At 60.8% G+C, this 485-nt stretch carries 1 protein-coding gene; it reads right to left on the reverse strand.

Going from position 1 to position 485, the window contains the following annotated elements:
- Positions 1-485 (reverse strand): hypothetical protein (locus AACY45_RS28180; protein WP_339548748.1); only part of this gene is annotated, 485 nt, incomplete at both ends.

Genomic DNA, 485 nt, shown 5'->3' on the forward strand with positions numbered 1-485 from the left:
GCGTGTTGCGATTGGGCCAGGCGGCGGTGTCGCTCGCCCATGGCCCGGTCGGCGAAATCAGACGCGTGCCCCAGATCATGCCGGTATCGTGATAGGTGCCGCCCATCGGGACGAAATCATTGGCGTAAAGGTAGTTGCTGACGTCCGTCCGGGTCATCACGCCCAGCCGCTTGGCGGGCTTTCCGCAGGTCACATAGCCGTTGTCGCGCAGCGAGGTGTCCGAGACTTTTGGATCGGCCCCATAGTTGCGATGACCAGACGTATCATCGCCGTTCGAATAATCGGTTCCTGTGTTCCAATTGTTGCGGACATATTCGAGGTCCTGCAAATGCGGCCACCAGCGGGTGTCGGTCGAGCCACCGGCGTTCTTTGCCGGGGTCAGATCGGGATTGAGTTCCGATGGCAGGTTGCTGGTCGTAAAGCTTGAGGCCCCAGGACTGTCGACCTTGGTTTCGACGCAGCCGATCCAACTCGTCGTCTGGCCC

The organism is Pseudomonas sp. RA_35y_Pfl2_P32, from assembly GCF_963970735.1.
Taxonomy (GTDB): Bacteria; Pseudomonadota; Gammaproteobacteria; order Pseudomonadales; family Pseudomonadaceae; genus Aquipseudomonas.